The organism is Cellulosimicrobium sp. SH8 (genome assembly GCF_025818875.1).
GTDB lineage: Bacteria > Actinomycetota > Actinomycetes > Actinomycetales > Cellulomonadaceae > Cellulosimicrobium > Cellulosimicrobium cellulans_D.
In genome coordinates this window covers 431185-454354 of record NZ_JAMXMH010000002.1, presented here as the reverse complement: position 1 = coordinate 454354, position 23170 = coordinate 431185, and the positions used below count along the sequence as shown (strand labels likewise).

The 23170-nt window shown below is 75.4% G+C and carries 24 protein-coding genes; 6 read left to right on the top strand and 18 right to left on the bottom strand.

Going from position 1 to position 23170, the window contains the following annotated elements:
• Positions 1 to 36: 36 nt before the first annotated feature.
• From NF338_RS04740 to NF338_RS04715, 6 genes are all read right to left on the bottom strand, one after another.
• The gene (locus NF338_RS04740; protein WP_264029719.1) at positions 37 to 1365 is read right to left on the bottom strand and encodes an RNA polymerase sigma factor; all 1329 of its coding nucleotides are present in this window, start codon (positions 1363 to 1365) and stop codon (positions 37 to 39) included.
• A 7-nt stretch (positions 1366 to 1372) separates the two neighbouring features.
• Complete coding sequence (locus tag NF338_RS04735; protein WP_264029718.1) at positions 1373 to 1765, bottom strand: YciI family protein; 393 nt, start codon at positions 1763 to 1765, stop codon at positions 1373 to 1375.
• Between the two features lie 240 nt (positions 1766 to 2005).
• Complete coding sequence (locus NF338_RS04730; RefSeq protein ID WP_264029717.1) at positions 2006 to 2572, bottom strand: RNA polymerase sigma factor; 567 nt, start codon at positions 2570 to 2572, stop codon at positions 2006 to 2008.
• A 140-nt stretch (positions 2573 to 2712) separates the two neighbouring features.
• A complete protein-coding gene (locus NF338_RS04725; RefSeq protein WP_141389890.1) occupies positions 2713 to 2901 on the bottom strand; it encodes a hypothetical protein in 189 nt (62 codons plus the stop codon).
• A gap of 102 nt (positions 2902 to 3003) precedes the next feature.
• A complete protein-coding gene (locus NF338_RS04720; protein WP_264029716.1) occupies positions 3004 to 3210 on the bottom strand; it encodes a hypothetical protein in 207 nt (68 codons plus the stop codon).
• Positions 3211 to 3396: 186 nt separating this feature from the next.
• Complete coding sequence (locus NF338_RS04715; protein WP_264029715.1) at positions 3397 to 4131, bottom strand: alpha/beta fold hydrolase; 735 nt, start codon at positions 4129 to 4131, stop codon at positions 3397 to 3399.
• A gap of 50 nt (positions 4132 to 4181) precedes the next feature.
• Here NF338_RS04715 and NF338_RS04710 point away from each other — a divergent pair, with 50 nt between their 5' ends.
• Complete coding sequence (locus NF338_RS04710; protein ID WP_264029714.1) at positions 4182 to 4973, top strand: helix-turn-helix transcriptional regulator; 792 nt, start codon at positions 4182 to 4184, stop codon at positions 4971 to 4973.
• A gap of 16 nt (positions 4974 to 4989) precedes the next feature.
• Here the strand turns inward: NF338_RS04710 and NF338_RS04705 are convergent, their stop codons facing one another.
• From NF338_RS04705 to NF338_RS04690, 4 genes are all read right to left on the bottom strand, one after another.
• Positions 4990 to 5913: an alpha/beta fold hydrolase gene (locus NF338_RS04705; RefSeq protein WP_264029713.1), complete on the bottom strand. Its 924-nt coding sequence runs from the start codon at positions 5911 to 5913 to the stop codon at positions 4990 to 4992.
• 23 nt (positions 5914 to 5936) lie between these two features.
• Positions 5937 to 6668, bottom strand: a complete 732-nt coding sequence (locus NF338_RS04700) for an alpha/beta fold hydrolase (protein ID WP_264029712.1) — start codon at positions 6666 to 6668, stop codon at positions 5937 to 5939.
• A gap of 172 nt (positions 6669 to 6840) precedes the next feature.
• Positions 6841 to 7206 carry a VOC family protein gene (locus NF338_RS04695; protein WP_264029711.1) on the bottom strand — a complete coding sequence of 122 codons (366 nt, stop codon included), beginning with the start codon at positions 7204 to 7206 and terminating at the stop codon, positions 6841 to 6843.
• Between the two features lie 44 nt (positions 7207 to 7250).
• A complete protein-coding gene (locus NF338_RS04690; protein WP_264029710.1) occupies positions 7251 to 7973 on the bottom strand; it encodes a TetR/AcrR family transcriptional regulator in 723 nt (240 codons plus the stop codon).
• Between the two features lie 128 nt (positions 7974 to 8101).
• Here NF338_RS04690 and NF338_RS04685 point away from each other — a divergent pair, with 128 nt between their 5' ends.
• The 4 genes from NF338_RS04685 to NF338_RS04670 all read left to right on the top strand — a co-directional run bounded on the left by NF338_RS04685 (position 8102) and on the right by NF338_RS04670 (position 14966).
• Positions 8102 to 11110, top strand: coding sequence for an MMPL family transporter (locus NF338_RS04685; RefSeq protein ID WP_264029709.1), 3009 nt, complete (start codon positions 8102 to 8104; stop codon positions 11108 to 11110).
• Positions 11107 to 13434: a YhgE/Pip domain-containing protein gene (locus NF338_RS04680; RefSeq protein WP_264029708.1), complete on the top strand. Its 2328-nt coding sequence runs from the start codon at positions 11107 to 11109 to the stop codon at positions 13432 to 13434. Before NF338_RS04685 ends, NF338_RS04680 begins: the two co-directional genes overlap by 4 nt.
• A 106-nt stretch (positions 13435 to 13540) precedes the next feature.
• Entirely contained in the window at positions 13541 to 14629 is a 1089-nt protein-coding gene (locus NF338_RS04675) for a hypothetical protein (protein ID WP_264029707.1), read from the top strand.
• A 76-nt stretch (positions 14630 to 14705) separates the two neighbouring features.
• The gene (locus tag NF338_RS04670) at positions 14706 to 14966 is read left to right on the top strand and encodes a hypothetical protein (protein WP_264029706.1); all 261 of its coding nucleotides are present in this window, start codon (positions 14706 to 14708) and stop codon (positions 14964 to 14966) included.
• An 84-nt stretch (positions 14967 to 15050) separates the two neighbouring features.
• Here the strand turns inward: NF338_RS04670 and NF338_RS04665 are convergent, their stop codons facing one another.
• Genes NF338_RS04665 through NF338_RS04655 form a run of 3 tightly spaced genes read right to left on the bottom strand, consistent with a single transcriptional unit; the run spans position 15051 to position 18594 of the window.
• Positions 15051 to 17369, bottom strand: coding sequence for a heavy metal translocating P-type ATPase (locus NF338_RS04665; protein WP_264029705.1), 2319 nt, complete (start codon positions 17367 to 17369; stop codon positions 15051 to 15053).
• A 47-nt stretch (positions 17370 to 17416) separates the two neighbouring features.
• A complete protein-coding gene (locus tag NF338_RS04660) occupies positions 17417 to 18379 on the bottom strand; it encodes a heavy-metal-associated domain-containing protein (protein ID WP_264029704.1) in 963 nt (320 codons plus the stop codon).
• Entirely contained in the window at positions 18376 to 18594 is a 219-nt protein-coding gene (locus NF338_RS04655; protein WP_264029703.1) for a heavy-metal-associated domain-containing protein, read from the bottom strand. The genes NF338_RS04660 and NF338_RS04655 overlap by 4 nt, the downstream gene beginning before the upstream one ends.
• A gap of 98 nt (positions 18595 to 18692) precedes the next feature.
• Between NF338_RS04655 and NF338_RS04650 the strand changes: the two genes are divergently transcribed.
• The gene (locus tag NF338_RS04650; RefSeq protein WP_412846089.1) at positions 18693 to 20732 is read left to right on the top strand and encodes an NHL domain-containing thioredoxin family protein; all 2040 of its coding nucleotides are present in this window, start codon (positions 18693 to 18695) and stop codon (positions 20730 to 20732) included.
• Between the two features lie 88 nt (positions 20733 to 20820).
• On the opposite strand, the gene NF338_RS04645 is transcribed toward NF338_RS04650, so the two are convergent.
• The 5 genes from NF338_RS04645 to NF338_RS04625 all read right to left on the bottom strand — a co-directional run bounded on the left by NF338_RS04645 (position 20821) and on the right by NF338_RS04625 (position 23163).
• Positions 20821 to 21069, bottom strand: coding sequence for a hypothetical protein (locus NF338_RS04645; protein WP_087470798.1), 249 nt, complete (start codon positions 21067 to 21069; stop codon positions 20821 to 20823).
• A 147-nt stretch (positions 21070 to 21216) separates the two neighbouring features.
• On the bottom strand, positions 21217 to 21681 hold the full coding sequence (locus NF338_RS04640) for a PTS glucose transporter subunit IIA (RefSeq protein WP_087470799.1): 465 nt from the start codon (positions 21679 to 21681) through the stop codon (positions 21217 to 21219).
• Positions 21681 to 21911, bottom strand: coding sequence for a PTS transporter subunit EIIB (locus tag NF338_RS04635; RefSeq protein WP_087470800.1), 231 nt, complete (start codon positions 21909 to 21911; stop codon positions 21681 to 21683). The genes NF338_RS04640 and NF338_RS04635 overlap by 1 nt, the downstream gene beginning before the upstream one ends.
• A gap of 149 nt (positions 21912 to 22060) precedes the next feature.
• Positions 22061 to 22306: a PTS transporter subunit EIIB gene (locus NF338_RS04630; protein ID WP_024839826.1), complete on the bottom strand. Its 246-nt coding sequence runs from the start codon at positions 22304 to 22306 to the stop codon at positions 22061 to 22063.
• Complete coding sequence (locus tag NF338_RS04625; RefSeq protein WP_264029701.1) at positions 22303 to 23163, bottom strand: GntR family transcriptional regulator; 861 nt, start codon at positions 23161 to 23163, stop codon at positions 22303 to 22305. The genes NF338_RS04630 and NF338_RS04625 overlap by 4 nt, the downstream gene beginning before the upstream one ends.
• Positions 23164 to 23170 lie beyond the last annotated feature (7 nt).

Genomic DNA, 23170 nt, shown 5'->3' with positions numbered 1-23170 from the left:
ACAGCAACCTCGTGCTCGACGCCCTGCGGGGGACGGTCAGGGGGACGCGTCACGGAGGGTGCGGAGGCGGGCCGCGCGCAGCGTGAGGTAGTCGCGCTCCGCGGGGCTCGGTGTCGCCGCCGCGGCGGCCACGTACTGCCCGACGGCGGCGCGCGTCTCTCCCGCCCGCTCCAGCAGGTGCGCACGCACGGCCGGTAGGCGGTGGCTCGTCGCGAGGGCGTCGTCGAGGCCGGCGAGGAGGGCGAGGCCTGCGCGAGGGCCGTCGACCATCGCGACCGCGACCGCACGGTTGAGCGTGACGTGCGGGCTCGGGTCGAGGCGCTCCAGCACCGAGTACAGCGCGAGGACCCGTTCCCAGTCCGTCGCGTCCGTGCTCGGCGCCTGCGCGTGCAACGCCGCGACCGCCGCCTGCACCTGGTACGACCCGACGAGCCCGTGGGGGAGCGTCGCGGTGACGATCCGGACGCCCTCGACGATCTCCGTGCGGTCCCAGCGGGAACGGTCCTGCTCGGCGAGCGGCACGAGCTCGCCGCGTGGACCGGTCCGGGTGTCGCGCCGGGCGTCCGTGAGGAGCATGAGCGCGAGCAGGCCGCCGACCTCCGGGTCGTCCGGCAGCAGCGCGTGCACCGTGCGGGCCAGCCGGATCGCCTCGCCGGACAGGTCCGCGCGCCGCAGCGACGGTCCCGAGGTCGCCGTGTGGCCCTCGGTGAACACGACGTAGAGCACGCGCAGGACGGCGGCGAGCCGCGCGTCCCACTCGCCGGGCCCCGGCGTCGCGAACGGGCGGTCGAGCGCGGCGAGGCTGCGCTTCGCGCGCGTGATGCGCTGCGTCATGGTCGCCTCGGGGACGCCGAACGCGCGGGCGATCTCCGCCGTCGTGAGCCCGCCGACGGTCCGCAGCGTCAGCGCGACGGCGCTCGCGGGCGGCAGGTCGGGGTGGCAGCACAGGAAGAAGAGGGTGAGCGAGTCGTCGACGTCGCCCGCCCCCGATCCGTCGGCGCTCTCGCCCGGCACCGCGTCGGGCGCGTCCGGCTCCGGCGAGGCCCCGGCCGCGCCCGTGAGCCCGGCCGGGGCGAGCCGCGCCGACGCCGGGTCGCGCCGCGCCGTCGTCTCCTCCCGACGGCGCCGCGCGACGTCGGCCCGGACCGTGTCCACGAGCCGGCGCTCCGCGACGCGCACGAGCCAGGCCCGCGGGTCGTCGGGGAGCCCGTCCACCGGCCAGCGGGTCGCGGCCGCGAGCAGCGCCTCCTGCAGCGCGTCCTCGGCGTCGGCGAGGTCGCCGCAGCGCCTGACCAGAAGGCCGAGGACACGCGGCCGGAGGTCCCGCAGCAGGTCGTCGACCGGCTCGGGGGCGGTGGCGGTCACGTGGCGGTCACTGCTCGGACGCGGGTGCGCTCATGACCTGGCGGACCTCGATGTACTCGCCGATCGGGGCGCCTCCCGGGCCGGGTGCGGCCGACGCCTGCGCCGCGATCTCGACCGCGCGGTCCTGGCTGTCGACGTCGACGATCCAGTAGCCCGCGAGGAACTCCTTCGACTCGGGGAACGGGCCGTCGGTGACGACGGGTGCTGTGCGGCCGTCCGACATGACGACGAGCGCCTGGTCCGGCCCGGCCAGCCCCTGGGCGTCGACGAGCTCGCCCGACGCCGCGAGCTGCTCGCCGAGCGCCCGCTGGAACGCGATGTGCGCCTCGATGTCCTCCGGCGCCCACTCGTGGATGGGGAGGTCGCAGTGCGCCGCCTGGGTGTAGGTCTTCACCAGCATGTACCTCATGGTCGTTCCCTTCCGTCGGTCGGCGCCCCGTCGGCGCCGTCACGGGGAGGTCGGAACCGACGGCCCGCTCCCGACACGTCTCGGGCACGGATCTGTGTGATCTGGATCACATCACACTCGGTCGCGCGTGACGCGCGCCTGCAGCCCGACGAGCACGACGTGCCGCGCCGTCGAGCACGACGTTGCTGTCGTCATCGGCCGCATTCCGACAGCAACGTCGTGCTCGGCGGGTCAGGGGTGGGTGCGGAACTCTGCCAGGCCTCGGCGCGCGTGGCTCTTGACCGTGCCGAGGGGGAGGCCCGTCTCCGCGGCGACCTGGGCGTGGGTGCGGCCCTGCGCGTACACCAGGCGCACCACCCGGCGCCGCTCGGGGGCCAGGCGTCGCAGCGCCCCCTCCATGTCGACCCGCGCGGCGACGTCGTCGGCCGGGTCGGGGACGGCCGTCACGGGACGGCCCCGCGAGGCGGCCTCGCGCCGTCGGGCCTCGCGCGCCCGCGCCGTCAGGAGGTCGGCGGCGACGTGGCGCGCGATGCCCAGGAGCCACACGGGCACCTCGCCCCGCGTCGGGTCGAACCGGTCGCGCGAGCGCCACGCGGCGAGGAACACGAGCTGGGTCGCGTCGTCGGCGTCGGACGGGTCGCCGAGGCGCCGCGCGACGACGGCCCGGACGAGCGGGGCCCAGCAAGAGTACGCGGCGGGAAGGTCGAGCACGGCGTCGTGGTCATCCGTGCCCCCGGGGCCACCGGGCGCGCGCTCGTCCCGCCTCGCGCCCTGCTCGGCGCGGGGGACACGTGCCACGGTCCCGACCATCGCGTCACCGGTCCTCGTCGTCCTCCTCCCAGTGTCCGACGCCGCCGCGCGGGACGCGAGGTCGGGTGCGCGGGGCGGGGGCTCGGGACGGCGGTGACGGTACGCGGGCGGCCGTGGTCAGGCGGGCGTCAGCGGTGCACCGGGCGGCGCTGGTGGACGTGCCGGTCGTGCACGGCCTTGCCGAGCTCGTAGATCGAGCCGACGAGGATCGCGGTGATGATGAGCGCGCCGAAGATCAGGAACCACTGCGACATGCCGTTCCCGATCCCCGTGACGCCGATCGTCCCGCCGGATCCGGCAGCGAGCGACGCGAACATGGCGACCTCCTCCCGAGGGGGCGGACGTGCCCTCTCGTCCGGGGTTCGCCCCGGTGCCCCCGGACGGATGCGCGCGGGCGGTCCGGGTCCGGGGGTCTCGCGTCAGGCGATGCTGGACGGGAGCGGGGCGAACGCCGCGCGCCAGCGGCGCACGAGGCGCCGGTCGGCCGCACCCCGGGCCGCGGCCCACGCGCAGTGCTGGGTCGTCTCGCGGTGCTCCAGCAGGGCGTCGCGGTCGTGCTCGAGGGCCCAGAGCAGGGCCGTGCGCACCTCGGTGCGCGAGGGGGCGGAGGGCAGGGTGTCGTGCATGGTCCGTCTCGTCGTCGGTCGGTCTTCGGGCGGCCTGGTGACCGCTTCCACCCGACAAGACGGCACAAGTCGCCGTCTGTGACGCGAGTTCGGTGACTTTCTTTGGGAGAACGTGTGATGCCGGTCGCACGGGCCCGTCCCGTACGACCGGCTCACGACGCGCTCCGTGCTGCGCGGGGCGTCCGGTCAGGAGGCTGCGTCGACCAGGGCGGCCGCGAGGTCGCGCGGGCGCGAGAACATCGGCCAGTGCCCGGTCGGCAGGTCGACGTACATGAGGTCCGTGAGCTCGCCCAGCTCGGTGTGCAGGGGAGGGCCCGGGTTCGCGAGCTCGGCGAGCACGGCCGACGGGATCGAGGAGCAGGTCACGGTCGCGGGAACGCCCAGGCGAGCGGGGTTCGCCACGTGCACCGGGCCGCGTGCGACCGGGCCGGGCGTCGGCACCGCGCGCTCCCGGAACCGCGCGAGCGCCGTGTCGTCCAGGCCGTCCAGGCTCGACCCGTCCTCGCCCAGCGTCTCCCAGTCGGGCAGCGGGACCTCGGCGACGTCCGCCGGGAGGTCGGGCGAGAGAGCGGCGCCGTCGACGAGGGGGCCGGTGTCGACGTAGACGATCCGCTCGATCCGGGCCGGGTCGCGGTCGGCGACCTGCTGCACGACCGGCCCGCCGCCGCTGTGGCCGACGAGCACGACCCGGCCCTCGAGCCCGTCGACGAGCCGCGCGACCGTGTCCACGTGGTCGTCGCGCGTGATGTGGGCGCGGTCCTGTGCCGTCGAGCCCGGGTCCAGGCCCGGGAGGGTCACCGCATGCGGGACGAGGCCGGCGGCCTCGAGGTGGGGGACGACGTCGTCCCACGCCCAGGCGCCCAGCCAGAAGCCGGGGACGAGGACGACGTGGAGGGGCTGGCTTTGGTCGTGGTTGCTCATGGACCCACCCTCGCAGGGCGTCGGTGACACCTGTCTGTCACCATCATCCGGTGAACAGGACGGAACGGCTCTACGCGCTCGCCGAGGAGCTGCGCCGTGCGGGGCGCACCGGCACGACGGGCCCGCGTCTCGCGGCAGCGCTCGAGGTGAGCCAGCGGACGATCAAGCGCGACGTCGCCGCGCTCCAGCAGGCCGGGTTGACGATCTGGGCGCAGGCCGGGCCCGGCGGGGGCTACGTGCTCGACCCGAGCGCGTCCCTGCCCCCCGTGAACTTCACGCCCGGCCAGGCGGTCGCCGTCGCGGTCGCGCTCGCGACGCTCCCGCCCGGCAGCCCGTTCGCGGTCGACGCGCTCGCCGCGCGCGGGAAGGTGTGGGACGCGCTCGCCGCGGGCGACCGCGTCCGTGCCGAGGCGCTCGCCGCGCGGGTGTGGGTCCGTCACGAGGTCCCGGGCCCGCCCGACGTCGCGGCCTCGCCCGACGGCGCAGTCCCACCGGAGACGGACGTCGCGCCGGGCGGAGGGGACGTCGTCGGGCGGGCGCGGACGCACCTCGGCGTGCTGCGCGCCGTCGAGCAGTCGCTCGCGGGGGAGCGCGTGCTCGCGATCCGCTACCGGGACGGCCGGGGTGTCGAGACCTCGCGCCGGGTCGAGCCCGTGCTGCTCGCGCACACCGACGGCCGCTGGTACCTCGTGGCCTGGTGCCGCTCGCGCGAGGCGATCCGCTGGTTCCGGCTCTCGCGGGTCCAGCGCGCCGACCTCACCGCCGAGACGTACGCGCCACGACCGGTCGAGGACGTCGGCGAGCCGCCCGCGGGTTCGACGGCGGTCTACGGCGCGCGCTGACCTGCCTCGGCCCGGGTCAGTCCGCCGCCGGGCGGTTCGCCAGGTCGAGGACGGCCTGAGCGAACGCCTCGGGCGCCTCTGCGGGCAGGTCGTGACCGGCGTGCGGCACCTGCCGGTGCTCGCGCGGCCCGCCGAAGAAGCGCGCGCTCGGAGACCCGTCGGTCGCGGGGAAGTTGCCGTCGGCGAGGCCGTCGAGCGTGATGGTCGGGACGTCGATCCGGGGCAGCGCGGCGAGGCGCCGCTCCGCGTCCTCGTGCACCGGGTCGCCCGGGGCGAGCCCGAGCCGGTGGCGGTAGGAGTGGATGACGACGTCGACGTGGTCGGGGTTGTCGAACGCGGTGGCGGCCCGCGCGAGGTCGGCGTCGGCGAACGAGCGCTCGGGCGAGTTCCGCGTCCAGATGACGCGTGCGATCTCCGCGCGGTTCTGCGTCAGACCGCGGCGACCGCGCTCCGTCGAGAAGTACCAGAAGTACCAGAACCCGGCCTCGAGGTCGGGGCGGACCGGCGTCTGCGAGGCCGCGACGTCCTGCACGAGATAGCCGTTCACGGACACGAGCCCGCGGACCCGCTCGGGCCAGAGCGCCGCGACGACGCACGCCGCCCGTCCTCCCCAGTCGTAGCCCGCGAGCACGGCGGAGTCGATGTCGAGAGCGTCGAGGAGCGCGACGAGGTCGGAGCCGAGAGCGGCCTGCTGGCCCGAACGCATCGCGCCGGCGTCGCGGAACGTCGTCGGCCCGTGCCCGCGCAGGTACGGCACGATGACGCGGAGCCCCGCGTCGGCGAGGAGCGGCACGACGTCGACGTAGCTGTGCACGTCGTAGGGGTAGCCGTGGAGCAGGACCACGGGCGTGCCGTCGGGGTCGCCGGCCTCGACGTAGCCGACGGTGAGCGGGCCGGCGTCGACCGTCGAGACGGGGCCGAGCGCCGTGGTGGTGATCATCGTCGTCTCCTGTCCGGCGGCGGTCACGCGGCCGGGCCCCGCGCCGTGTCGAGGGCGTCGAGCACGGAGCGGACGACGCGGTCCGGCTCGGACAGCGCGATGGCGTGCGACCCGCCGTCGACCTCGTCCACGCCGCGCGCGGCGGCCCGTTCGGCCATCCACCGGTGCGCGGCCACGGGGATGGTGCGGTCCTCGGAGCCGAACACGAACCACGACGGCGTCGTCTTCCAGGCAGGGGTGCCGGCGAGCAGCATCTGGTTCAGCGCGACGTCCGTGACGGGTCGCTGCGTGCGCGCGGCGACGTACGCGGTCTCCTCCGCGACGTCGGCGGCGAACTGCGCGTGGTAGGCGTCCGGCCGGATCCACAGGTCGTCCTGGTCGTCCACGAGCGACGTGCTCTCCAGCGTGTCGCCGAGCGTGCTGCCCGGGAACCTCCCGGCGAGGTCGATCGCGCTCTCGCCGGTGTCGGGGGCGAACGCCGCCGCGTAGACGATCCCTCGGACGTCGCCGAGGCCCTCCGCGGCCGCCTCCGTGACGACCATGCCACCGTAGGAGTGCGCGACGAGGACGAGCGGTCGCCCCGAGTCGCCGACGGCGTCGCGCACGTACTGTGCGTCCGTCACGACGCTGCGCAGGGGGTTCGCGAGGGCGAGGGTGTCGACGCCCTGCGCACGGAGCCGGGCGATCACGCCCGACCAGCTCGCGGACTCGGCGAACGCGCCGTGCAGCAGCACGACGAGCGGGTTCTCGGACATGGGTCACTCCTCCGTCTCGACCGGAGGACGCGCGAAGGTGCCTGCGTCGCGTCCCTTGCCCGTTCGACCGGGCCCGGGGCATCGGCGTGACACGGCCACCGTGACGGGAGCCTCCGCGCACGGAGGAGCGAGGCTCGACCGGCGCCGGTCGAGCCCGGGCGACGACCGAGCGTCAGTCCCCGCGCAGGACGCAGAACTCGTTGCCCTCGACGTCGGCCAGCACGACGAAGGTCTCGCCCTCGCCCTGCCCGACGTCGACCCGGCGGGCGCCGAGACCTTCGAGCCGCGCGACGTCGGCGGCCTGGTCGGAGGAGGCGAAGTCGAGGTGGACGCGGTTCTTCACCGCCTTGCCCTCGGGCACCCGCTGGAAGACGACGCTGGGCGGCCCCATCGTCGTCTCGCCCTCGTGGGGGTAGAGGACTGACTCGCCGTGCGGGCCGGTCTCCCGTCCGCTCCAGCCGAGGGCCGCCTGCCAGAAGTCCGCCACCGTGGCGGGCTCGGCACAGTCGAACACCGGACCGCTGAACGTGAGTGTCATGGCGCCAGTGTGACCTGGGCCACTGACACGCGCCACGGTCGGCGTCAGATGCCGGCGTCGGGTGCGCCGGGGTCCGGCTCGACGAGGCGCCCGACGAGGGCGGGGAGCCAGTCGGCCGACTGCGCCCGGCGGACCGCCTCGTCGTCGGCCGGGCCGAGGAACGCGTCGCGCGCCGCGCACGAGTAGGCGCTGATGAGCACGCGCGTCGCGGCCGCGGGGTCGATCGCGAACCGCATGCCCACCTCCGTGAGCACGCGCGTGAGGATGTCCGCCAGCTCGGCGCGGAACGACTCCTCCTGCTCCGCGAACCGCGCGGCGACCTGGGGGTCGCGCAGCGCGAGCAGCTCGAGCTCGGCGTTCATGAGGCACCAGCGACGCTCGTCCCGCGGGTCGTCCATGACGGCCGCGACGATCGTCGCGATCGTCGCGGGCGCGATGACGCCGTCCTGCACGGGGTGCTCGGGCAGGTGCTCGACAGCGTGCTCGAGGCTGCGCATCCGCACGCGGATCTCCCGCTCGCTGAGCGCGAGGAAGAGCTCCTCCTTGGACGCGAAGTTCGAGTAGAACGCGCCGCGGGTGAAGCCTGCGGCCTCGCAGACCGCCTCGATGGAGGTGCCGTTGATGCCGTGCTCGGCGAACAACCCGTAGGCGGCGTCGAGCAGGCGCTCACGCGTGCGCTCCCGCCGCGGCGAGATCCGGGCGTCGCCGTCCCCCGCGGGGTCGCGACCGACGCGGGTCGGGTCGAGGTCCGTCGTCACGCCGGACATGCTCCCACTGTCGGAGGGCGCCGCCCGAACGGACGGCCTTGCGATGCACCAGTGTATCGGATACGTTCCCGTATCGGATACAGCGGCGTATCCTGAAATCCGTCTGCACTCTCCCCGGGAGGCCGCTCGTGTCCTCAGCGCTGTACTCGCTCGGCCGCTGGGCGGTCGGGGCGCGCCGGCTCGTCCTCGCCGCGTGGATCGGGATCCTCGTCCTCGCCGGTGCGCTCGCCGGCCTCGTCGGCCAGGGCCTCGACGACGAGGTGACGATCCCCGGCACCGAGTCCCAGGCGGCGCTCGACCGTCTCGCCGCGACGTTCCCGCAGGTCAGCGGGGCGTCTGCCCAGGTCATCGTGGTCGCGCCCGACGGCTCCACCATCGAGGACGACGCCGTCCGCGGACCCGTCGAGGAGGCCGTCACCGCGCTCGGCGACGTCGCCGACGTCGCCGCCGTCACCTCGCCCTACGACGACACCATGACCGCGTCGATCAGCGACGACGACGTCGCGACGCTCATGACGATCCAGCTCGACGAGGGGCAGAGCGAGGTCACCGACGCCACGAAGGACGCGCTCGGCGACGCCGTCGACGACCTGGCCGCCGCCCTGCCCGACGGCGCCCAGGCCGCGCTCGGCGGGCAGCTCTTCAGCACCGAGTTCCCCACGCTCACCGTCACCGAGGCCCTCGGCCTCCTCGTCGCGCTCGTCGTGCTCGTGCTCACGTTCGGCTCGTTCGTCGCCGCCGGGCTGCCGCTCCTCAACGCCGTGATGGGCGTCGGCGTCACCATGGGCCTGCTGTTCGCCGCGACCGCCGTCGCACAGATCAACTCCACGACGCCGATGCTCGCGGTCATGCTCGGCCTCGCCGTCGGCATCGACTACGCGCTCTTCATCGTGTCCCGGCACCGCGACGAGCTCGCCGGCGGGCTGAGCGTCGAGGAGGCCGCCGCCCGCTCCGTCGCGACGGCGGGCTCCGCCGTCATCTTCGCCGGCCTCACCGTGATGATCGCGCTCGTCGGCCTCGGCGTCGCCGGCATCCCGTTCCTCACCGTCATGGGCGTCGCCGCCGCCGTCGGCGTCGGCCTCGCGGTCCTCGTCTCGATCACGCTGCTCCCCGCGATGCTGGGCTTCGCGGGCGAGCGGCTCCGCCCGAAGGCACCGCGCCGTCGTGGGCGTGGGCGACGGCGTGCGGGTGCGGCGTCGTCGGGCCTCGACGAGACGACGAGGCGACGGACTGGACGAGCGGCGGGGGCGGGCTCGGATGCGACAGGGCGTCAAGCCGCGCTCGTGAACCGCCGCCCGGAAGACCAGGGTGACGGCGCGGCAGCCCCGAGCACCGAGGGCGCCCCCGCCGCGGACCCGACCCGGGACGTCTCCGACCCGACCACGACCGCGCACCGCAACCGGTTCTTCGCGGGGTGGGTACGCGCCGTCACGCGGATCCCGCTGCTGACCATCGGGCTCGTCGTCGCGGCGATCGTGCTGCTCACGCTGCCCGCGCGGGACCTGCAGCTCGCGCTGCCCGACGCGGGGACGCTGCCGGAGGACAACCAGGCGCGCGTGACGTACGACCTGGTGTCGGAGCACTTCGGCCCCGGGTTCAACGGGCCGCTCATCGTCACCGGGACGATCGTCACGTCGACGGACCCGGTGGGGCTCATGGACGACCTGGGCGACGAGCTCGCGGGCCTGCCCGGGGTCGCGGACGTCCCGCTCGCGACGCCCAACCTCACGGCGGACACGGGCATCGTGCAGGTCGTGCCGACAGGCGCGCCGGACTCGGCGGAGACCAAGGACCTCGTCACGGAGATCCGCGCGCAGCACGACCACTTCCTCGACGAGTACGGCGTGGACCTCGCGGTCACGGGGTTCACGGCGGTGGGGATCGACGTCTCGGCGAAGCTCGGGGCGGCGCTGCTGCCGTTCGCGTTCGTCGTCGTGGGCCTGTCGCTCGTGCTGCTGACGATGGTGTTCCGCTCGATCGCGGTGCCGATCAAGGCGACGCTCGGGTACCTGTTCTCGGTGGGCGCGGCGTTCGGCGTGGTGACCCTCGTGTTCGAGCACGGGCTCCTCGCGGACGCGCTGAACGTGACGCGCCTGGGCCCGGTCATCTCGTTCATGCCGATCGTGCTCATGGGCGTGCTGTTCGGCCTCGCGATGGACTACGAGGTGTTCCTCGTGGCGCGCATCCGGGAGGACTACGTCCACTCCGCGAAGGCGCGGCGGTCGATCTTCACGGGGTTCCAGGCGTCGGCGAAGGTCGTCACCGCGGCGGCGGTCATCATGTTCGCGGTGTTCGTGGCGTTCGTGCCCGAGGGCGACATGAGCCTCAAGCCCATCGCGCTCGGGCTCGCGGTCGGCGTCCTCGTCGACGCGTTCGTCGTGCGCATGACGCTCGTGCCGGCGGTGCTCGCGATGCTCGGCGACAAGGCGTGGTGGATGCCGCGCTGGCTCGACCGGGTGCTGCCGTCGTTCGACGTCGAGGGCGAGGGGCTGTCCAAGGAGCTCGCGCTCGCGGACTGGCCGGAGCCCGGCAGCACGGACGCGATCGTCGCGCACGACCTCGTCGTCGCCGGGGCGCGCGGCCCGCTCGCCGACCCGGTCACGGTGCGCGTGCCCGACGGCGGGTCGCTCGTCGTGCACGGGACGTCGCCCGCGGCGGTGTCGGGGGTCGTGCTGGCGCTCGCGGGGCGGCTCAAGCCGGCCGCCGGAGCCCTCAAGGTGACGGGCCTCGTCCTGCCCGAGCGCGCGCTGAGCGTGCGCCGCCGCGTCGCGCTCGTCGACCTCGCGGCCGACGTCGCGGCCCTGCCCGGCGACGCGCCCGCGCCCGCCGCGCACCGCGTGCCCGCGGCGGCGAGCGTCGCCGCGCTGCTGCGCGAGGAGCCGCGGCTGGTCGCCGTGGTCGGGACCGACGCCGTCACGTCGCCCGCCGAGCGCGCCGCCCTCTCCGAGGTGCTCGCCCGGGCGGCCGAGCGCGGCACGGCGGTCGTCCTGGGCGCCGTCGGGCCCGCGCCCACCGACCTCGCGCCACCCGGGACCCAGGTGCTCGACCTGCACGCCCCCGACCCCGCCCGCACGGTGCCCGCCCCCACCGACCCGGCGTCCGCCGTCGGCCCGCGCACCGAGGAGGTGCCCGCATGAGCGTCTTCCCGCCCGACACGGCGCAGACCGACCCGACCACCCCGGACGCGCCGCCGCCCGCCGCCTCCCGGACGCGCCGCGTCGACGCCCGGCGCGCGTGGACCGTGGCCGCCGCCGTCGCGCTGCCGCTCGCGGTGCTCGGCCTGCTGCTGTGGGCGCTGTGGGACCCGCAGGAGCGGCTCGACACGGTGAAGGCCGCGATCGTCAACCTCGACGAGCCCGTCCAGGTGGACGGGCAGACCGTCCCGCTGGGGCGTCAGCTCACGGCCGGGCTGGTGAGCGGCGGCGCGGCGTCCTCCGACACCGGACCCGTCGCCGCCCAGCCGGACCCCGGCACGACCAACTACGACTGGGTCATCACCGACGCCGACGACGCGGCGTCGGGCCTCGCCGACGGGACCTACTCGGCCGTCGTGACGATCCCCGAGGACTTCTCCGCGGCGGCCACGTCGTTCAGCGGCGACGCGTCCGACGCGACCCAGGCCACGCTGACGGTCGAGACGGCGCCCGGCGGGCGGGTCGTGGACGAGGCGCTCGCGCGCATCGTCACGACCACCGCGACGTCCGTGCTCGGCACGACGCTCACCGAGAACTACGTGGACGGCGTGCTCGTCGGCTTCACGACCCTGAACGAACAGCTCGGCGAGGCCGCGGACGGCGCCGACCAGCTCGCCGACGGCGCGTCCCAGGCGGACGACGGCGCGACGCAGCTCGCGTCCGGCGCGGGCGAGCTCGCGACCGGCGCGGGGGCGCTCGCGTCCGGGGTCGGCGAGCTCGGCTCGGGCGCGGACCAGCTCGCGTCGGGCGCGGGCGACCTGGCGAGCGGGGCGCAGGGCGTCGCGACCGGGTCGCGGCAGGTCGCGGACGGGGTCGCGCAGTCGGCGACCGGCGCCGGGTCGCTCGCGACCGGCGCGCAGAGCCTGGCCGACGGCGTCGCGGGGGTCGCGGGCGGGGCGTCCGACCTCGCGACCGGGCTCGGCACGCTCGACGCCTCGATCTCTGCTGTTCCCCTCCCCGGCGGAGGGTCCACGTCGCTCCCCGCGCTCGGGACCCGGCTCGCGACGGGGTCGCGGGACGTCGCGGGCGGGCTGGCGCAGGTCGTCGCCGGGATCGAGCAGCAGAAGGTCCAGGCGGGGTGCGCGGCGGACCCGACGAGCCCGGCGTGCGTCGCGCTCGACCAGCAGCTCGCCGCGCTGCGGCCGCTCGCGGTGGGCGCGGCCGAGGTCGCGGCGGGGAACGCCGCCCTGGCCGGGGCGCCGTCGGGCGCGACCGGGCCGACTGGGCTCTACGCGCTCGCGGACGGCGTCGACCAGGCCGCGCAGGGCGCGGGCCAGCTCGCGACCGGGGCGGCGCAGGCCGCCACGGGGGCGACGGGCGTCGCCGGGGGAGCGAGCGGCCTCTCGACCGGGCTCGGACAGCTCGCCGGCGGCGCGGACCAGGTGGCCGACGGCGCTGCGCAGCTCGCCGGCGGGGCGGGTGCGCTGTCGACGGGGGCGGACGGGCTCGCGACGGGTGTCGGGGCGCTCGGGACGGGCGCCGACCAGCTCGCGACCGGGACTCAGGACCTGGCGACCGGCGCGGGCGACCTCGCGGGCGGCGTCGGGCAGCTCGCGGACGGGACGACCGAGCTCGCCCAGGGGCTCGGCGAGGCGACCGAGCAGATCCCGACCTACACGGACGCGGAGCGCGAGAACCTCTCGGCAGTCGTGGCGGACCCGGTGGCGGCACCCGGCGTCGAGGACCTCGGCACCGGGTCGACCGGCCCGCTGTTCGCCGTCCTCGCCCTGTGGCTCGGCGCGCTCGCGATCTTCGTCGCGTTCCCGCCCGTGCCCGCGAAGCTGCTCGGCTCGACGCGGACCGCGGGGCGGCTCGCGCTGGCCGCGCTGGCGCTCCCGGCGGGGACAGCGGCCGCGACCGGCCTCGTCATCGGCGGCATCCTCGCCGCCGTCGAGGGGGCGAGCGTGGGCGGCTGGGTCGGCCTGCTCGCGGTCGGGGCGCTCGCGTCGGTGGTCTTCGTCGCGCTCAACCAGGCGCTCGCGGCGCTGCTCGGGAACGTGGGGCGGGCGATCAGCCTGCTCGTCGCGGTGCTCCTCGTCGCGACCGGCATCGTCGCGACCGTCCCGGCCGTGCTCACCGGGCTCCGCGACCTGCTGCCCGTGGGCTCGGCGCTCCGCCTTCTCACGTCGATCGTCGACCCGGGCGCCGCGGGCGGCGCAGGCGATGCCGTCGCGCTGGTGCTGTGGGGCCTCGCGTCGGTGGCGGTGACGACGCTCGTCGTCGCCCGCCGCCGGTCGGTCCGCGTGGAGCAGCTCCTGCGCGCCTGACGGGTCGTCGGCGTGGCGCGGTGCGGGTGTGGGCGGCTGCCGTCAGACTCGCTCGGCAGGACGCGGACGGCGGGAGCCGTCCGTCGGGCGAGGGGACGGTGCACCGATGGACCAGCAGAAGGCACGGGAGATCAAGTCGCAGCTCGCGGACTACGCGCGCGAGCTCGCCGAACGGTCGGGGCTGGCGGGCCGGTCGGACACGGCGATCGAGGCGCGCGACGTGCCCGACGCCGCGGAGGTCGTGCGCGCGCCCACCCTCGCGATCGGCCTCGCCCCGCACGACGACGGCGGGTACGCCATCGCGGTCCGGTACCGGCTCGGGGTGCCGACGGCGCGCAGCATCGCGCGCAAGGTCGCTTCGGAGGCGGGGGACACGGTCGACGTGCGACGCACGGGGCGGATCCGCCCGCTCGCCGGTCCTGACGGGCGGGCCGGTGGGAGCGAGCGCGGTCCCGGCCTGCGGCCGCCGGTCGTCACCGCGTACGCGACCGGCGAGACCGGCCGGGTGCGGCCGCTGCGTCCCGGCGTCTCGATCGCGAACGTGGACGTCACCGCCGGGACGCTCGGCGCGTTCGTGCGCCTCGGCGAGCCGCCCGTGGAGGGCGCGGACGTCGCGTCGGTCTATGCGCTCTCGAACTGGCACGTGCTCGCGGGGTCGCCGAGCGCGCGGGTGGGGGACGTCGTCGTGCAGCCCGGTCCCGCCGACGGCGGCAGCGCGCCCGACGACCGCGTCGGGACCCTCGCCGCGCTCGTCCCGCTGGAGGCGGGGGTCACGCAGACCGTCGACGCCGCCGTCGCGCTCCTCGACGACCCGGTGGTGGACCCGGAGTACCCGGTCGGCCGGATCACGGAGACCGCGGTCGCGCTCGGCGGCGAGACGGTGGGGAAGTCCGGCCGGACCACCGGCGTCACGACGGGGCGCGTCACGGCCATCGAGCTCGACGACGTCGTGGTGGGCTACGGCGACGGTCTCGGCGCGCTGCGGTTCGACGACCAGATCGAGATCGAGTCGACGGGCGACGGACCGTTCTCGCGTGGCGGCGACTCCGGGTCGCTCGTGTACCGGGAGGACGAGGTCGCGCTGGGGCTGCTGTTCGCGGGGTCGGAGACGGGCGGCGCGAACGGCACCGGGCTCACGTACTGCAACCCGATCGGGACCGTGCTCGAACGGCTCGGCGCGACGCTGCTCGCCTGACGGCGCCCGGCACGGACTCCTGGCCCTGCCGCGAACGCCCCGACGGGCGCACAATGAGGTCGGGAGGTGGTTCGCCGTGGCGACCCTCGAACGAGCCCGCGAGGCCAAGGCGGCGCTCCGCGACGAGCTGGCGGGCCTCGACGGAGTGACCGGCGTCGGGATCGCCCGCGCCGACGCGTCGGGCGCGCCCGTGCGCGGTCCACGGTCGCAGGACGTCGTCGACGACTGGCTGCTGCGCGTGAACGTGACCTCCGACGACGTCGACGTCCCGGACACCGTCGACGGCGTCGAGGTCGAGGTGCGCGTGGTCGGCCAGGTGAGCGCCTCGCGTTCCTGAGCCTCCACCGCGCGTGGCGTGCCCGGCACCGCACCGGAGGTGCAGCACCGGGCACGGGGGGGTCTGGACCGGGCGGTCCTGCGGTCAGACGCCGGCGAGCTGGTCCGCCGGCGCGGTGGGGGTGGCGGTCGTCGGGTCCGTGCTCGTGGCCCGGCTGGAGAACGACCGCAGCCGCAGGCTGTTGCCCACGACGAAGACGCTGGAGAACGCCATCGCGGCCCCCGCGAGCATGGGGTTGAGCAGGCCGAGCGCGGCGAGCGGGATCGCGGCGACGTTGTAGGCGAAGGCCCAGAAGAGGTTCACTTTGATCGTCCCGAGCGTCCGGCGCGCGAGCCGGATCGCGTCGGCCGCGGAGCGGAGGTCGCCCCGCACGAGCGTGATGTCGGCGGCCTCGATCGCGACGTCCGTGCCCGTCCCCATGGCCAGGCCCAGGTCCGCCTGGGCGAGGGCCGCGGCGTCGTTCACGCCGTCGCCGACCATCGCGACGACCTTGCCCTCGCCCTGGAGCCGGCTGACGACGTCGACCTTGTCGCGCGGCAGGACCTCGGCGATGACCTCGTCGATGCCGACCTCGGCCGCGATCCGTCGGGCGACGGTCGCGTTGTCCCCGGTCAGGAGCACCGGGGTGAGGCCGAGCGCGCGGAGCTGGCGGATCGCCTCGGCGCTCGTGGGCTTGACCGCGTCGGCCACCACGAGGACGCCGCGGGCGCGCCCGTCCCAGCCGACGACGACGGCCGTGCCGCCCTGCTCCTCGGCGCGGGCCTTGGCGTCGGCGAGCTCGCGCGGGAGGTGCTGCGCCCACTCGGCGAGGAGGGACTCGCGGCCGACGAGGACGGCGTGCCCGTCGACGACGCCCTGCACGCCCTTGCCCTCGACGTTGGTGAACTCCGTGGGCGCGGGGAGCGGGCCGACCTCCTGGACCGCGCCCCGCGTGACGGCCCGGGCGACCGGGTGCTCGGACGCGTCCTCGAGCGCCCCGGCGAGGCGCAGGAGCTCCGCGCGGTCGACGCCGGTTCCGGTGACGACGTCGGTCAGCGTCATGACGCCCGTGGTCACGGTCCCCGTCTTGTCGAGCACGACGGTGTCGACGGTCCGGGTGGACTCCAGCACCTCGGGCCCCTTGATGAGGACGCCCATCTGCGCGCCACGCCCGGTCCCGACGAGCAGCGCCGTCGGGGTGGCGAGGCCGAGGGCGCACGGGCACGCGATGATGAGCACCGCGACGGCGGCGGTGAAGGCCGCTGAGGCGGGCGCGCCCGCGCCGAGCCACGCGCCGAGGGTGCCGACGGCGATCGCGATGGCGACGGGGACGAAGACCGCCGAGACACGGTCGGCCAGCCGCTGGACCTGGGCCTTGCCGGACTGCGCGTCCTCGACGAGCCGGGCCATCTGCGCGAGCTGGGTGTCGCCGCCGACGCGCGTCGCGCGCACGACCAGCCGCCCGCCCGCGTTGACGGTCGCGCCGGTGACGGCGTCGCCCTCGCCCACCTCGACGGGCACGGACTCGCCCGTGAGCATCGAGGCGTCGACGGCGGACGTTCCGGCGACGACGGTGCCGTCCGTCGCGATCTTCTCGCCCGGGCGCACGACGAACTCGTCGCCCACGGCGAGGTCGGTGATCGGGATGCGGGTCTCCGCGCCGTCGCGCAGCACCGCGACGTCCTTCGCTCCGAGCTCGAGCAGGGCGCGCAGCGCGGCGCCCGCCTGCCGCTTGGACCTCTTCTCGAAGTAGCGGCCGGCGAGGATGAAGGTCGTGACCCCGGCCGCGACCTCCAGGTAGATGTTCCCGGCACCGTCGGTGGGAGCGACGGACAGCGTGAAGGGGTGCGTCATGCCCGGCTCCCCGGCTGTGCCGAGGAACAGCGCGTACAGCGACCAGAGGAATGCGGCGCTGGTCCCGACGGAGATCAGGGTGTCCATCGTCGCCGCGCCGTGGCGCAGGTTGGTCCACGCGGCGCGGTGGAACGGCCAGGCCGCCCACACCACGACGGGCGCGGCGAGCGCGAGGCTGGCCCACTGCCAGTACGTGAACTGGAGCGCGGGGACCATCGCCATCGCGATGACCGGGACCGAGAGCACGACGGCCCCGACCAGGCGCTGCCGCAGCGACGTGAGCTCGGGGTCGGCGTCGTCCGCCTCGGCCGGCGTCGGGACCCCGGGGTCCTCGACGCGCGGGAGCTGGGCGGTGTACCCCGTCTTCTCGACCTCGGCGATGAGCGTGGCGGCGTCGACGCCGTCCGGGACGGTGACCTTCGCCTTCTCCGTCGCGTAGTTCACGGTCGCGGTGACGCCCTCGATCCGGTTGAGCTTCTTCTCGATCCGCATGGCGCACGAGGCGCACGTCATCCCGCCGATCTCGAGCTCGACGAACGTCCCCGGTGACGGGGCGGCCGGTGCCGTCATGAGGTCCTCCTTCCGGCCCGGCGGCGTGCTGCCGGGCTCACGGGTGATCAGTGGTCGTGCGACGCCGGGTCGTGACCGGTCGCGGGGGCGTCCTCCGGGGCGGCGGCGCCGTCGGGCACCGCCTCGACGACGAACGCCGCGGTGCGCACCTCGCCCTCCACCTGGAAGTCGAGGTACAGCAGGTAGCGGCCCGGGGTGGGCGCCTCGACGCCGAACGACACGGTCGGGCCCGAGACCTGGCCCGCCTCCGGCTCGTCCCCCTCGGGGTGCGCGTGCAGGTAGGCGAGGTCGCCGTCGCGCAGCGCGACGAGGTGCCCGTAGGCGCCCAGGTAGGGCTCGAGCGTCGTGACCGGCTCTCCGTCGCGCGTGACCTCGACGGTCAGGCGGGAGACCGTCCCGGCCTCGAGTTGACCGTCGAGCGCGACGTCGTACCCGTCGACCGACGCGGTGGCGGAGACCTCGGTCTGGCGGACGGGGGCGAGGTCGCCCGCGACGTCGACCGTGCGGGTCAGCGTGACGGCGTCGCCTGCGCTGGGCGCGGCGTCCGCGTAGACGCGGTAGGTCCCGGCTGCGTCCCAGGTCCAGGGCAGCGACCAGCGCCCGTCCGCGTCCATCACGGGGTGGACGTGCCGGAAGTGCGTGCCGTCGGAGCGCACGACGATCAGGTGGAGCCGCTGCTCGTGCGCGACGTCGAACTCCGTGACGGGCGCGCCCGCGGGGTCGGTGACGGTGAAGGCCAGCTCTCCCGCCTCGCCCACGGTCGCGGGAGCCGTGACCTCGCCCAGCGTGTACCCGTCCTGCTCCAGGGACAGTCCGCGGGTCATGTCGGTTCCTCTCGTGCTCTCCTGCTCGGGGGCGTCGCCCGTGGCGACGTGCTGGTCGGGGGCGTGCGAGGCGGCCGGTGCCGGTGCTGCTCCCTCGGGGACGACGGCCCCGGCGATCGCGGCGGAGGCGACGAACACGACGCCGAGCCCCGCGGCGTACAGCCCGATCCGGGCGGGGGCTCTCATGGCACCCGCACCGCCTGGTAGCCCGCCTCGTCGACGGCGGCCACGACCGCGGCGTCGTCGAGGGGCTGGTCGGCCGTGACGACGAGCCGACCGGTGGCCGCGCTGACGTCGATCGCGGTGACGCCCGGCACCTGCTCGACCTCCTCGCGCACCGACATCTCGCAGTGGCCGCAGGTCATGCCGGTCACCTGGTACTCGATCCCGACGATGCTCATCGTGTTCCTCCTCGTCGCGGATACCCCAGCGGGGTATCGAACGATGGCGAATATACCCACCAGGGGTATGTGGGTCAAGGGTCGGAGGTCGCGCGACAATGGGGAGCGTGACCACCGAGCGACTTCCCCGCGTCCGCGCGTCCGAGCTCGTCGGGCGCGGCTGGCTCAACACCGGCGGCCGGGACGTGACCCTCGCCGGCCTGCGCGGGAAGGTCGTGGTCCTCGACTTCTGGACCTTCTGCTGCGTGAACTGCCTGCACGTCCTCGACGAGCTGCGCGAGCTCGAGGAAGCGCACCGCGACGTGCTGGTCATCGTCGGGGTGCACTCGCCCAAGTTCGAGCACGAGGCGGACCCGGCGGCGCTCGCGGCCGCCGTCGAGCGGTACGAGGTGCACCACCCCGTCCTCGACGACCCCGAGCTCGTCACGTGGTCCGCGTACGCCGCACGCGCGTGGCCGACCCTCGTTGTCGTCGATCCCGAGGGCTACGTCGTCGCGCAGATGGCGGGGGAGGGGCACGCGTCGGCCATCGCCGCGCTCGTCGAGGAGCTCGTCGCCGAGCACGACGCCAAGGGCACGCTGCACCGCGGCGACGGCCCGTACGTGGCGCCCGCGCCGTCGTCGGGGACGCTGCGCTTCCCCGCGAAGGCGATCGAGCTGCCCGGCGGCAACCTCCTCGTCGCGGACGCCGGGCACCACGCGCTCGCCGAGCTCGGGCCCGACGGCGAGACGCTCGTCCGGCGCATCGGGTCCGGCGAGCGCGGGCTCACCGACGGCGGCCCCGACGACGCGCGGTTCGCCGAGCCCAACGGGCTGTGCCTCGTTCCCGAGCAGGAGCGTGAGGCGTACGGGTTCGACGTCCTCGTGGCGGACACGGCCAACCACGCGCTGCGCGGTGTGCGCCTCGCCGACGGTCGGGTGACGACCGTCGCGGGAACGGGCGAGCAGTTCATGGTCGGCGGCGTGGAGAACGTCGTCCTGGCGGACGAGGGCGGCGCCCGCCGCCTCGGTCCGTTCGATGCCTCGGCCACCTACGACCCGCTCGACGTGAAGCTGTCGTCACCGTGGGACGTCGCCTGGTCCGACGAGCTGGGCGGCTTCGTCGTCGCGATGGCGGGCCACCACACGCTCTGGGCCTTCGACGGATGGAAGCTCGGGCTGCTGGCCGGGACGATGAACGAGGGGCTGGAGGACGGGCCGGGTGCGTCGGCGTGGTTCGCCCAGCCGTCCGGGCTGGCCGTCGCGGGGGATGGCGCGACGTGGGTGGCGGACTCCGAGACGTCGGCCCTGCGTCGTGTGACCGGGCTCGGCGGTGGAGTCGCCGTCGTGCCCGAGGGCGTCGAGGTCCGGACCGCAGTGGGGCAGGGGCTGTTCGACTTCGGCCACCGCGACGGCCCGGCCGACCAGGCGCTGATGCAGCACCCGCTCGGGGTCGCGACGCTGCCCGACGGGAGCGTCGTCGTCGCCGACACCTACGACGGCGCGCTGCGCCGGTTCGCGCCCACGGCCGGGGAGGCCGGGAGCGTCGGGGACTACACCTCCGGGACTCGTCTCGCCGGCGAGGTCACGACCCTGGCGACCGGCCTCGCGGAGCCGAGCGGCGTCGTCGTGCAGGTGGGCGAGGGGCCGGACGGCGAGCCGCAGGTCCACCTCCTCGTGGTGGAGTCCGCGGCGCACCGGCTCACGCGCGTCGCGCTGCCCGCCTCGCTCGCGGGCGAGGTGCTCGACGGCGGCGCGCACCGTACGCAGCGCCCGGTCACCGACATCGAGGCCGGGCCGTTGTGGCTCGACGTCCCGTTCGTCCCGGCGCCGGGGCAGAAGCTCGACGACCGGTTCGGCCCGTCGACGGAGCTGCGCGTGAGCGCGACGCCGCCCGAGCTGCTGCTGTCCGGGGACGGGACCGGTGTGGAGCTCGGGCGCGACCTCGTCATCAACCCGGAGGTCCGCGAGGGCGTGCTGCACGTGACCGCGCGGGCGGCGTCGTGCGACGTCGTCCCGCTCGGTCCGGACGGCGAGCCCGACCCGGACGTGTTCCCCGCGTGCCACCTCGCCCAGCAGGACTGGGGCGTGCCGGTCCGCGTGGTCGACCGGGGCGAGCCGGGCGACGTCCCCGAGCTCACGCTCCCGCTGCGGGGGTAGGCCGGGGGTCGCCTGACCCTGTCCGGCCCGGTGCCGGACATGCCCAGGGCCAGGCTTCGAGGAAGCCTGGCCCTGGGGGCGGGTGTCGTCAGCAGACGGTCCAGGAGTGGCCGAGGATGTGGCCCGCGGTGCTGAAGACCTTGGACTGTCCGGCCAGGAGCCGGTAGGACGCGGTGGCCTTCGCCCCGCCCCCGTTGGCGTAGGACACCACGAGGACCCTGCAGCTGCCGAACGTGTTGGTGTACGTCCGGGTCTCGGCCGCGTTCGCGACGGTGGGCGCAGCGACGGCCAGCGCCGCAGCGGTGGCGACGACGGCGACGAGCCTCTTGAACTTCATCGTTCCCCCTCCATTGGGTGGTGATGCCCGGGGCATCGTGGCACCAGGCTCGCCCCCTGTGGGCGTGGTGCCAGGGGAAGCCTGGCATATGGAAGGGGCCCGCACAATAGGCCCGACGGTCGCGTCTCCGATCTTGCGGGAGGGCGGTCAGCCCCAGGTGAGGAGCTCCTCGCCGTGGGCGGCCCACGCCCCGACCTCGGCGAGCGAGGTCACGTCGTCGGGTGCCGCCTCGAGCGCGACGACCGGGCACACGGCGGACCGGCCACCGGCGCGGACGGCCTTCGGGTCCCACGAGACGAGCACGGTGCCGCGCTCGACGTGGTCGCCCTGCGCGACGTGCGTAGTGAAGCCCTCGCCGCCGAGCTGGACGGTGTTGATGCCGAGGTGGACGAGGACGGCGCGGCCGTCGTCGTGCTGGACGACGAACGCGTGCGGGTGCAGCTTGACGACCGTGCCCGTGATGGGCGCGACGGCCTCGCCGCCCTGCGCGTCGTCGGGCTCGACGGCGAGCCCCGGCCCGACGAGGCCCGCCGAGAAGACGGGGTCGTCGACGTCGGTGACGTCGATGACCGTGCCCGTGACGGGAACGAGCACCGTGAGCGGCGCGGCCATCAGCGCAGGTCCTCGATGTCGGAGGCGATGTTGTCGGCGTCCGGGCCGACGATGACCTGGATCGCGGCGCCCGACCGCACGACGGCGATCGCCCCGGCGGCGGTCAGCGTGGCGTCGTCGACGAGCGCCGGGTCCTCGACCTCGACGCGCAGGCGCGTGATGCACGCCTCCAGGTCGAGGACGTTCGCGTCGCCGCCGAGGCCTCGGAGAATCTGCTCTGCCTTGCTCACGGGTGCTCCTCGTGGTCGTGTTCCGGCCAGGGCCGGGTCAGGTGTCCCGGCCGGCAGCCGTGCCGGTCGGGGTGCGCGGGGCGCGCGGGGTCGGGAGGCCGTCGTCGGTGTGGTGCGGCGGCGGTGGTGCTGCGGTGGTGACGGGACCCTCACATGAGGTCGGCGAGGTCGGACGCGATCGTGTCGACCTGGGGGCCGACCACGACCTGGACGACCCGGCCGTTGACCATGACGCCGAACGCACCGGCGCGCCGCAGGAGCGCGGCGTCGACGAGCGCGGGGTCCTTGACGAGCGATCTCAGCCGGGTGGTGCACGGGTCGATCTCGTCGATGTTCGCCACCCCGCCGAGCCCGGCGAGGATCGTCGCGGCGCGCTCTGCGTCGGACTGTGTCATCGGTCGTTCCCTTCGGTCGCCCGGGCCGGCACTGGCACGGGGTCGAGGTGGTCGGTCGGAGTGGTGTCGGGGGTGGCCGTCCCGGCAGCCGGGTCGGCAGGTGCGTCCGCCGCGCCGGCGCGCGGCACGAGCGTCGGGCGCGCCTCGCGCAGCGGGACGAACACGCTGTAGCGGTCGCCGCGGTAGCTCGACCGGGAGTACATGAGCGGCGCGTCGCCCGCGAACGTGCGGCGGACGGTGCGCATGACGGCGCGCGAGGCGCGCAGCCCGAGGAGCTTCTGCTCCTGGACCGTGGCGTCGGACGCCGTGATCGTGTCCTCGCCCCAGGTGGGGGCGAGGCCGCGCTCGCGCAGGGCGCCGTAGAGGCTCTCGGGGACGCCGTCGTCGAGCAGGTCGGGTGCGAGGTCGACGGGGATCCACGCCTCCTCGACGCTCATGGGCGAGCCGTCGGCGGAGCGCAGGCGCACCACGTGGTGCATGGGATCGCCCGTCGCGCGCCCGAGCGACTCGGCGACCGACGCCGGCGCGGGCGCCGTGCCGACCTCGAGCACGTCCGTCCCCGGCTCCATGCCGCGGCGGCGCGCCTCCTCGCCGAACGTCGTGAGGCGCATCTCGAAGTCCGCGCGCGGCGGGGCGACGAACGTCCCACGGCCCTGCGCGCGCTCGAGCACCCCCTCGGTGACGAGCGCGTCGATCGCCTGGCGCACGGTCATGCGCGAGACCCCGAACTTCTCGGTCAGGCTGCGCTCGGAGGGCACCGCGTCGCCGACGGAGAGCTCGCTGGCCACGAGGTCGGCGAGGTAGGCGCGCACCGTGAGGTACTTGTGCTCGCTCGCCTGCGATCGTGACCTGCTCATCGTCGTG

Coding starts and splice junctions, on each gene's coding strand:
- NF338_RS04735 (WP_264029718.1), bottom strand. CDS start 1,765: ATGCTGGTGAAGACCTACACCCAGGCGGCGCACTGCGACCTCCCCATC.
- NF338_RS04725 (WP_141389890.1), bottom strand. CDS start 2,901: ATGTTCGCGTCGCTCGCTGCCGGATCCGGCGGGACGATCGGCGTCACG.
- NF338_RS04720 (WP_264029716.1), bottom strand. CDS start 3,210: ATGCACGACACCCTGCCCTCCGCCCCCTCGCGCACCGAGGTGCGCACG.
- NF338_RS04715 (WP_264029715.1), bottom strand. CDS start 4,131: ATGAGCAACCACGACCAAAGCCAGCCCCTCCACGTCGTCCTCGTCCCC.
- NF338_RS04705 (WP_264029713.1), bottom strand. CDS start 5,913: ATGATCACCACCACGGCGCTCGGCCCCGTCTCGACGGTCGACGCCGGC.
- NF338_RS04700 (WP_264029712.1), bottom strand. CDS start 6,668: ATGTCCGAGAACCCGCTCGTCGTGCTGCTGCACGGCGCGTTCGCCGAG.
- NF338_RS04695 (WP_264029711.1), bottom strand. CDS start 7,206: ATGACACTCACGTTCAGCGGTCCGGTGTTCGACTGTGCCGAGCCCGCC.
- NF338_RS04690 (WP_264029710.1), bottom strand. CDS start 7,973: ATGTCCGGCGTGACGACGGACCTCGACCCGACCCGCGTCGGTCGCGAC.
- NF338_RS04680 (WP_264029708.1), top strand. CDS start 11,107: ATGAGCGTCTTCCCGCCCGACACGGCGCAGACCGACCCGACCACCCCG.
- NF338_RS04675 (WP_264029707.1), top strand. CDS start 13,541: ATGGACCAGCAGAAGGCACGGGAGATCAAGTCGCAGCTCGCGGACTAC.
- NF338_RS04665 (WP_264029705.1), bottom strand. CDS start 17,369: ATGACGGCACCGGCCGCCCCGTCACCGGGGACGTTCGTCGAGCTCGAG.
- NF338_RS04660 (WP_264029704.1), bottom strand. CDS start 18,379: ATGAGAGCCCCCGCCCGGATCGGGCTGTACGCCGCGGGGCTCGGCGTC.
- NF338_RS04655 (WP_264029703.1), bottom strand. CDS start 18,594: ATGAGCATCGTCGGGATCGAGTACCAGGTGACCGGCATGACCTGCGGC.
- NF338_RS04650 (WP_412846089.1), top strand. CDS start 18,693: ATGGGGAGCGTGACCACCGAGCGACTTCCCCGCGTCCGCGCGTCCGAG.
- NF338_RS04645 (WP_087470798.1), bottom strand. CDS start 21,069: ATGAAGTTCAAGAGGCTCGTCGCCGTCGTCGCCACCGCTGCGGCGCTG.
- NF338_RS04640 (WP_087470799.1), bottom strand. CDS start 21,681: ATGGCCGCGCCGCTCACGGTGCTCGTTCCCGTCACGGGCACGGTCATC.
- NF338_RS04630 (WP_024839826.1), bottom strand. CDS start 22,306: ATGACACAGTCCGACGCAGAGCGCGCCGCGACGATCCTCGCCGGGCTC.
- NF338_RS04625 (WP_264029701.1), bottom strand. CDS start 23,163: ATGAGCAGGTCACGATCGCAGGCGAGCGAGCACAAGTACCTCACGGTG.